We start from the raw sequence: 8765 nt of genomic DNA on the forward strand, positions 1-8765 counted from the left end.
ACTTCTGCCTACTGATAACGCCAAAGGCTCCGGCCGTCCATCTGGGCGGCCGGAGCCTTTGGAATCAGCATGCAGGCAGTGGCGATCAATCCTGCGGTTGCACGTCGGTGGCGATGTCTGCCACTACGGGCACGATCATGGGCCTGCGGTGCAGCTTGCGGGAGATCCATCCGCCCAGAGTGCGGCGCATCATCTGCTGCAGCTGGTAGGTGCCTGTGGTCCCCTTGGCCATAGCATCCTCAAGCTGATCGACTATCTGGGCGTTGATGGACTTGAATTCGCTCTCGTCCTCGGCCACAGCGTTCAGATAGAGCTTGGGGCCGGAGACGACCTTGCTGGTCTCGGTGTCGACCACGGCAAAAGCGGAGACGAAGCCCTCGGTGCCCAGAATCCGGCGTTGCTCCAGCTCGTCGTCGGTCAGCTGGCCCACTGAATCGCCGTCCACATAGACGTATCCGCAGGGCACGGATCCAACCACGGCGGCCTGGCCATGGTAGAGGTCCACCACGTCGCCGTCCTCGGCCAGGACCACGTTCTGCGGATCCACGCCGGTCTTTACGGCAATCAGGCCATTGGCCACCAAATGCCGGTTCTCGCCGTGGATGGGCATGGCGCACTTGGGCTGCACGATGTTGTAGAAGTGCAAGAGCTCGCCCTCGTCGGAGTGGCCGGAAACGTGGATGGCTGCGTTGTCGCGGTTGACCACCTTGGCGCCCAGGCGCACCAGTTTGTTGATGACCTTGTAGACCTCGTGCTCATTGCCGGGGATCAGCGAGCTGGCCAGGATGACCGTGTCGAACTCGTTGATGGTGATATCGCGGTGGGTCCCGTCGGCGATGCGGCCCAGAGCCGCCATGGGCTCGCCCTGGGATCCGGTGCACATGTAGACGATCTTCTCGTCGGGGATGCTGTGGGCATCCTTGAGATCGACCACGGTGTCCTCAGGCAGGTGCAGGTAGCCCAGGTCGGAGGCAATGGACATGTTGCGGACCATGGACCGGCCGGCGAAGACCACCTTGCGGCCGAACTTGTGGGCGGCATCGACCACCTGCTGCACCCGGTGGACATGGCTAGAGAAGGAGGCCACGATGATCTTGCGCTGGGCCTCGGCGAAAGCCTTGTCCAGGGCGGGGGCGATGGAGATTTCGGGCTTGACGAAGCCGGGGACTTCGGCATTGGTGGAATCCACCATGAGCAGGTCCACGCCGGACTCGCCAAGCTTGGCGAACTCGCGTAGGTCGGTCAGGCGATGGTCCAGTGGCAGCGGGTCGATCTTCATGTCGCCGGTGTCGATGATATGGCCTGCCGGAGTGCACACGGAGACGGCCAGGGCATCGGGAATGGAGTGGGTGACCGCCACAAACTCCAGGTTGAAGGGGCCTACCTTGAGCTTGTCGCGGCCCTTGACCTCAACCTCGGTGGGCTTGAGATGGTGCTCCTCGCACTTGGCGTCGACGAATCCCAGGGTCAGTTTGGAACCAATCAGGGGGATGTCCGGACGCAACTTGAGCAGGTAGGGCACACCACCAATATGGTCCTCATGCCCATGGGTCAGCACCAGGGCATCCACCTGGTCCAGCTTGTCCTTGATGTAGCTGAAGTCAGGCAGAATCAAATCCACGCCCGGCTGCTCCTCCTCGGGGAAGAGCACGCCGCAGTCGATCAGCAGGATGTGGCCGTTGTACTCGATCACATTCATGTTGCGGCCGATCTCGCCCAGGCCACCCAGAGGGACGATGCGCATAGAGCCCTTGCGGTATTTAGGAGGCGCAACCAGATGCTGTTCGGTCTGGGTGCCTTTTCCACGTGCGATGGAGCCGTTGCGGCGTCCGCGTGATTCACCACGCGCCTTTCCGGTCCCTTTCTTGCCGGAACCGGATGCACGATTGCGGCCCCTGACGGCGGATTGCCTCTTCCCGCCCTTACTCGTCGACTTCTCTTCTTGTGTTTTTCTTGCCATTTTCACTTGTGTTTCCATTATCTGTACCCCTGCTCAGTGCAGGGGCGACGCTTTGGTTTTCGCTTCCGTTCAGATCAACCCCGCAGCCTTCATGCCCTTCCTGGCCTTGGCCAGTTGGGCATTGCCGGGCCCCAGGTTGGGCAGCCTCATCGTAGTCTCGTCAATGACACCGGCGACCTTCAGCGCAGCCTTGGCCATGACCGCCTGCTGGCCGTCGCCGTTCAGGGCCTGAACCAGCGGTGCCAAAGCGGTGGCCAGATGCTGGGCGCCTTCCAGATCGCCCGAGTCGAACCTGGTTGCCAGCGCCTGCATCGGGGCGCTGGCAACGTGGGCCATGACCGATATGATTCCTGCTGCCCCCAGAGCCAGGAACGGAAGGTAAAGCCCATCGTCGCCCGAATACCAGGTCAGCCCCGTCTCCTGCCGCTTCCGTGGCACCGCGGCCAGATCACCCGTGGCATCCTTGACGGCCGCCACATGTTTGAGCTCGCTCAGACGACGGTAGGTTTCCAACTCCACATGCAGACCGGTACGGCCGGGCACATCGTACAGGATGAGCGGGCGCTCGGCGGATTGGCTGACCGACCTGAAGTGGGCCACCACACCATCCTGAGAGGGCCTGGAATAGTAGGGCATCACCACCAGCAGGGCATCCGCCCCGGCCTCTTGGATTTTCTCGACCATACGCACCGTATGGGCCGTATCATTGGAACCGGCACCCGAGATGACCGGGACATCCACCGACTCCTTGATCTCTTTTACCAGATCGACTTTTTCCTGCATGTGAGTCACAGGGGACTCGCCGGTGGTGCCGTTCACCAGAATCCCATCCGCCCCATCGGCGACCAGCCTGCGCGCCAGATTGCCGGCAGTCTCGAAATCCACGGACCCCTCCTGGGTCATAGGCGTGACCATGGCCGGAACAACCCGTCCGAAAGGGGCATCAGGCAACAGATGGGTGTGAAGCTCAGACATACTTCAACGCTACTTGCAGATAGGGACGCATTGCCTTCACGACACCCTCCTCCATCCCGTCAGGGCAGCCCCGATGCCAGACCAAGCGTAACCCTAGCAATGCCGTAAACGCCACTACCATGAATGCCCAGATGATCGACCGACCTCTATCAGCCAAAACCGGAGGAAAGATGGAACAGACGGAGCATCACATCATCAGAGTGGTTCTGGCATGGATGACCATCCTGGCTGCCCTCGCCGTATTGGGGCTCACCCCTGCCAGGGGGCAGGCTCAGACATTTCCCGGGTATCCCGATCCCGCCCAGGTCGGGTTCCACCATGCAGCCCTGGTATATGCGGAGTCCAGCTTGAATCCCGACTCTGTCCGGCCGCTCTTCAACCGCCAGGACACCATGGGCAGGGCGGTGTCGGGCGATTCCCTCTTCGACGCAGTGGCCCTTCTTCGATTTTCCATCAACGGCATACAGACGGACTATGGAGGCACCAAGCTGGACGACTGGGTGAACATATTGGATCAATGGTTCATGGACGGCGGTCCGATCGACGCGCTGGAGAATGCCTCGGCCGCGGCCCAGGAACCGGGAAGCCCCGTTCGACAACGTTCGGTCATCATCATGATGCCTTGGATGAACCCTGCAATCACATCGTTCGGCATGGTTGCAGGCCAAGACCGAAACCTCTCAAATGGCGATGACCGCCGTGCCGTGACCCGCTGGTTCGCCACGGAGGTCAGCAATCGATTCAGACGCAAGCAGGCCGACCATCTGAAGCTCTGGGGACTGTACAGAATGAGGGAGGACATAACCCCCTTCGAAAACCATCTGATCACCAGCGACACCGACGGGATCCACGATGCAGGTCTGCGATGCCTGTTCATTCCGTATTTTAAAGCGGCGGGATGGAATCATTGGAAGGAGGATGGTTTCGATCTGGCCATCATGCAACCCTCCTACGCCTTTCGCTCATCGCTTGACGGTGGCGACGTCAACGCATCCCGACTCGAAGCCGCAGCCTTGGCGGCACGAACGCACGGACTCGGCATCGAGCTGGAATTCAGGGGGTGTGCTCGTCTAAGGAGCGAGCAGGCAATGGCTGATCAGTACCTGGCCTACGGCATCTCTACAGGATACCGGGAAGGGGCCTCAGCCGCCTTCCTAGGGGAAGGATTCGGCTCCTGCGGAATAGTCACCAGCCGAAACCCGCCCCAGCGCGCAGTGTATGACCATCTTGCCGACTACCTCGCTGGACGTGATGTCCCCTCACCTGACCGGAACCTGCATATGCAGGCCGAGCCCGGCAAGGTCGGGGAGACAGCTCAAGGGCTTGTTCTGCAAACTTCGCAAATCATTCCAAGCACTCTGGGCGCGATTCGCATCGAGATGCTGGAGGGGGAACGCCACTGGACAGGCAAGGCCACCCTGGAGACCAGGACCACAGGCGGACCATGGAATCAACTCGGGTGGGCCTATCGGACGGCGCCCGATGCTCTGGCCGACGGATACCAGGGGTTCATAATGCGGCTAGACCAATCGAAGGCACCAACTGCTCCTGCACAGATGCGCCTGGTGCTGCAATCCAGCCCCGATTCCGCCGTATCAAAGCCCAGGGTCCAGGCCGTCCTGGCGGACGCCTCCCAGGAAGCCACTACAGTCAACGGTTTGGCCAACGCCTTCACGACCGTCGAGTCGCCTGCCCCGCAGACCGGCCCATACCCCGACAAGAATGCACAGGAGCTCCATGACGGCCGCATCTCCCGTGGAGGATGGAGTTCAGGATTGAACGTGGGGTGGAACTCGGACCCGGGTACGGTGGGCATCATACTGGACCTGGGCGCACCCAGGGAAGTCGCCAAGGTCCGCGTGCACACGCAGGGCGGATCGGATGCCGCCGTCAACTGGCCGTTGAATGGTCACGTCGGGTTCTCCGACAGTCCGGTGCTGGTGGATCAGGCCGCTGGAGATGCGGCTTCGATCAGCCGCGGCTGGGCTTTTTCCCCGCCCGTGGTCACGGGACGGCATGCGCCCGCCTATGACGATGGCCTGCCCATCCAGGCCGGCGCCACCTGTCAGTCAGGTCTTGAAGTCATGTGCACCAATCAGGATGGATATTTGGATGCTGCGGGCCTCCCTGCCACGGCAAGGTACCTGGATATACGCCTTGGCACGAATGCCTGGACCATGATATCGGAGATAGAGGTTTTCAATCGGCAGGGCGGCCAGCTGGGCTTTGCATACCGGTCGGTCAGGAATCCCGGACCGGAGGATGGGTATTCCGATGACGGTCTGAAGCTGACCGATGGCATCCATACCGGATCCTTCGTGCCGAAGCTGCTGACCGGCTGGCCGTCGGACACACCGGTCAGCCTTCGTTTCGACACGCCAAGGTCTATTGATGTCTCCAGGGTTTCATTGTGGACCCTTGACGATGCCTCAACCGGAATACGGAGCCCGGCCGGCTTCGCCGCCGAAGCGCGGATAGGCGGGTCATGGCTGCCGCTTACCGGTCATATGTCCAGGACGGAATTGGGCGACGACGGGATACGGCTGAGCCTTGAGTGCGGCCCCCACAAGGGCATCGATGCGGTGAGAATCAGGCTCCCGGGGCTGGGATCCGCCCAGACGTGGACCATGCTTTCCGAAGTATCCACGGAATGGGACGGCTGAAAACCCAGCCCACGGCTTGAGACTGGTCATGGAGATCATCAGAGGTCGAGAAAATGGTCCAGCCCGACGATAAGACCTCGCTGGCCGCCGGCAGCGATGGCCCGGACGGCCAGAAGCACGCCAGGCATGAAGGAGGAACGGTCGAAACTGTCTGCGCGGATGGTCAGCTGCTCACCGGTGTTGCCGAGAAGGACCTCTTCATGGGCGTTCAACCCCTGGAGACGGACCGCATGGACGTGCACCCCGTCGATGACCTGGCCTCGGGAATCGGACACGCCCTTGGTGCCGTCCGGCATAGGTTCCATTCCCGCCTGTCGTCTGGCCTGGCCGATGGCTTGGGCGGTATGGATGGCGGTCCCGGATGGGGCATCCACCTTGTCAGGATGGTGAAGTTCGACCACTTCTGCCGAGGTGAAATATTTTGCAGCCTTGGCTGCGAAATAATCGGCCAGAACCGCAGAAATGGCAAAGTTGGGTGCGATAAGGACCGCCTGGTCCTTCCGAGGGGCTTCTCTGAGAGACTGTCGAACAAGCTCCAGCCGGTCATCGGTCCAGCCGGTCGTACCTACCACCAGATCAATCCCACGCCCGATCAAGGCCACGACGTTGCCGACAGAAGCCTGGGGCACAGTGAATTCAACGGCCACATCGGTGTTGTCAGGGGTGATCCCCTCCAGACCATCATGATTATCGACAGCAACCGAGAGGGTCATGTCGTCCGCCTCGCTCAGGGCCCGGACAACGCTGGACCCCATGCGACCCGCGGCCCCTATGACTGCAACCCTGATCATACCCACCTCCGTGGTTCATCCTGACTTGTGTCTTCATCTTCATTCTAGGGTGACAGACACATCCCCTTCCACCCGCCGGAAAGGGGAGCTTCGCGAAAGGCATCCATGTTCGAGTCAGGGACGGGGCTGGAACCAGCTGGCCTAATTCATCTACGCCCGTTCGCCGGATCCACGGACCTGCGGCTCTTGGCCCATCCCAGAAGCGCCAAGGGTATGGCGCAACAGGTAACGATGGCCGGGATGGTCATGCCGCCATGGGGGCCGAACCTGTCCAGGGCAATGCCAGCCAGGGTCGAGCCCAGGGAGGTTCCGACGGATCCGCCAGTGGAGAGCCAGGAAAGGCCTTCGGTCAGAGCATGGGGGTCTACGCTCTCCCGGACGATCAGATTGCCTGTGGCGAAGATGGGAGAGACGCACAGGCCCGAGAAGACCTCGGCCACACCCAGAAGGACCAGGTTGTCCATGACCAGCCTGAAGACCACATAGCCGACGGTCAGAAGAGCCAGGAAAACCGCCAGATACCGCCACCGCGACCCTTTGAGCTTGACCGATCCGAAGATCATAGCGCCACAGAGGGATCCCAAGGCGAAGAGGGCCAGCTGGATGCCGACAGCCCCTTCCCTGCCCATGGCCTTGGTCAGGGCAGTCACCGACACGTCCACGGCTGAGAAGCTCATGTTGAAGACGATGAAGATCACGAAGAGCAGGAGGATGCCGGGGTATGCCAGAGCCGACAGGGACCCTCGCCTTCCGTTCGAATCCTCGGGTCGGACGCTGCCGCCATCATCGACCGGTGAGTGGTCGGCGGCCCTGGTGGTGGCGGATACCGCTTTGACGATGGCGGGAGGCTCGGTGGATCGCATGGAGAAGAAGGCCAATCCGCCGACGAGCAGGGCTGCAGCAGGCAGAAAGAGCTGGGATACAGGGCTGACCGAGGTGGCCAGATAGGCGGAGAGGATGGGCCCCAGAATGAAGACGCATTCGTCCAGGCCTGACTCCAAGGCATAGGCCGTGTTGAGCAGATTGGTCCTGTCGTCGCGCAGAACCCAGGCCCAGCGTGTGCGGACCAGGGCCCCGAAGGCGAACTGGGTCAGCCCCATCAGGGCCGCAAGAACGAAGAGGACGCCCAGAGGGACCTTCCACATGGCCGCGAAGGCGAATCCCAGGATGGCCAGAGTCTGGACCAGGAGGGCGACCAGACCGACCCGGCGCTGGCCGAACCGGTCGAAGAGTCGGGCATAGACCGGAGTGACCAGGGCGGCGCTGAGGGTGTAGACCGCGCTCATCAGGCCGGCAGAGGTCCAGTTGTCATAGATGTTGTTCAGAGCCAGTACGATACCCAGACCCATCATCCCCAGGGGGAGGCGGGCCAGGACCGCCGCCAGGCAGAAGCCCGCCGCATCAGGGTAGGCGAAGAGCCGGAGGAAGGGCGAACGGGATTCCTTCATGACCGCCTGCTCCTCTCCAGCTGTTCACGAACCCTGCCGCCGTAGACGAAAATGTCGTCGATCCCTTCGAAGAAAGTCGCATCGCCCCCCTGGCAACCAATCCGCGAATCGACACCGGCCTGCTGGGAAAAGGCCGCATAGTCCTCGCCCCTGAGCTCGGCCAGGCGGGTCATGCCCTGATGGTCGTAGTAGCCCACATCGCAGGATGAGTCGGTATGGAGGTAGAAATCAGCGATCCCTTCCCGGTCGAGATGGTTCAGGGTGTCCTGCCAGAGCAACCGCCCGATGCCATGACCACGTGCCTTGTCGCTGACCAGGAAGAGCTTCAGCTCGGCCTGGGGCGGAGTGGCCAGTCCGGTCTCCTCTTCCAGGCACACCTCGGTGGCCTGCCAGTGCCGCGCACTGGCCAAGGTCTTCCTGCCCAGAGGAGTCGAATGCAGGGTGGCATCGACGGAATCCAGGCAGGCCTGGGCCTTGGGGAAGCTGAGCGGCCCACGTCCCTCCCGGAGCAGGGTGACTCCCATGAACCGCCCGCCCACGCAGGCGATGCGGGCCCGCGTGGTCTGGGTCAGATAGTCCAGGACGAAGTGCTCGGCACTCAGTTGTGAGATCCTGCCCTCCTTGTCCTCCTTCACTTTCCATGTCCTGTCGAACTCCTTGACCAGATCGGGCATATCGCCCCAGATCATGGGTCGTATCGAGGGAATCTGCCGGTTGGACTGGCCTCTGTCGACCAGGTCGAACTGTGTCATCTCGTGTTGCTCCGTCTAATGATGACTCGAGGCAGGGGCGAACCAGACCGCCCCGGCTTCTCCGGTCACCGTATACCTGTTCAAGGGCGCCCATCGCCACCTAAGGGAGCGGGGTCTGCCAGGGACCATACCGACCCATGCATGGCATGTCGGTCTGTGTCCCGTTCCTGTCATTC

At 61.8% G+C, this 8765-nt stretch carries 6 protein-coding genes; 1 reads left to right on the plus strand and 5 read right to left on the minus strand.

Annotation, left to right across the window (positions count from 1 at the left end; all coding sequences use genetic code 11):
• Positions 1-85 precede the first annotated feature (85 nt).
• Complete coding sequence (locus J3T95_RS04220) at positions 86-1960, minus strand: ribonuclease J (RefSeq protein ID WP_267450487.1); 1875 nt, start codon at positions 1958-1960, stop codon at positions 86-88.
• Between the two features lie 69 nt (positions 1961-2029).
• Entirely contained in the window at positions 2030-2935 is a 906-nt protein-coding gene (gene dapA, locus J3T95_RS04225) for a 4-hydroxy-tetrahydrodipicolinate synthase (RefSeq protein WP_220236952.1), read from the minus strand.
• Between the two features lie 170 nt (positions 2936-3105).
• On the opposite strand from dapA, the gene J3T95_RS04230 reads away from it, so the two are divergent.
• Positions 3106-5598 (plus strand): DUF4855 domain-containing protein, encoded by a 2493-nt coding sequence (locus tag J3T95_RS04230; RefSeq protein WP_267450488.1) that lies wholly within the window; start codon positions 3106-3108, stop codon positions 5596-5598.
• A 38-nt stretch (positions 5599-5636) separates the two neighbouring features.
• Here the strand turns inward: J3T95_RS04230 and dapB are convergent, their stop codons facing one another.
• From dapB to J3T95_RS04245, 3 genes are all read right to left on the minus strand, one after another.
• Complete coding sequence (gene dapB / locus J3T95_RS04235; RefSeq protein WP_220236950.1) at positions 5637-6389, minus strand: 4-hydroxy-tetrahydrodipicolinate reductase; 753 nt, start codon at positions 6387-6389, stop codon at positions 5637-5639.
• Between the two features lie 146 nt (positions 6390-6535).
• Positions 6536-7837, minus strand: a complete 1302-nt coding sequence (locus J3T95_RS04240) for an MFS transporter (RefSeq protein ID WP_267450489.1) — start codon at positions 7835-7837, stop codon at positions 6536-6538.
• Complete coding sequence (locus J3T95_RS04245; protein ID WP_220236948.1) at positions 7834-8589, minus strand: GNAT family N-acetyltransferase; 756 nt, start codon at positions 8587-8589, stop codon at positions 7834-7836. Before J3T95_RS04245 ends, J3T95_RS04240 begins: the two co-directional genes overlap by 4 nt.
• Positions 8590-8765 lie beyond the last annotated feature (176 nt).

This window comes from Bifidobacterium sp. B4079, assembly GCF_026537385.1.
Lineage (GTDB): Bacteria > Actinomycetota > Actinomycetes > Actinomycetales > Bifidobacteriaceae > Bombiscardovia > Bombiscardovia asteroides_I.

Bases quoted from the DNA above. Each gene is read 5' to 3' on its own strand.
- J3T95_RS04220 (WP_267450487.1), bottom strand. From the start codon at position 1,960: ATGGCAAGAAAAACACAAGAAGAGAAGTCGACGAGTAAGGGCGGGAAG.
- dapA (WP_220236952.1), bottom strand. From the start codon at position 2,935: ATGTCTGAGCTTCACACCCATCTGTTGCCTGATGCCCCTTTCGGACGG.
- J3T95_RS04230 (WP_267450488.1), top strand. From the start codon at position 3,106: ATGGAACAGACGGAGCATCACATCATCAGAGTGGTTCTGGCATGGATG.
- dapB (WP_220236950.1), bottom strand. From the start codon at position 6,389: ATGATCAGGGTTGCAGTCATAGGGGCCGCGGGTCGCATGGGGTCCAGC.
- J3T95_RS04240 (WP_267450489.1), bottom strand. From the start codon at position 7,837: ATGAAGGAATCCCGTTCGCCCTTCCTCCGGCTCTTCGCCTACCCTGAT.
- J3T95_RS04245 (WP_220236948.1), bottom strand. From the start codon at position 8,589: ATGACACAGTTCGACCTGGTCGACAGAGGCCAGTCCAACCGGCAGATT.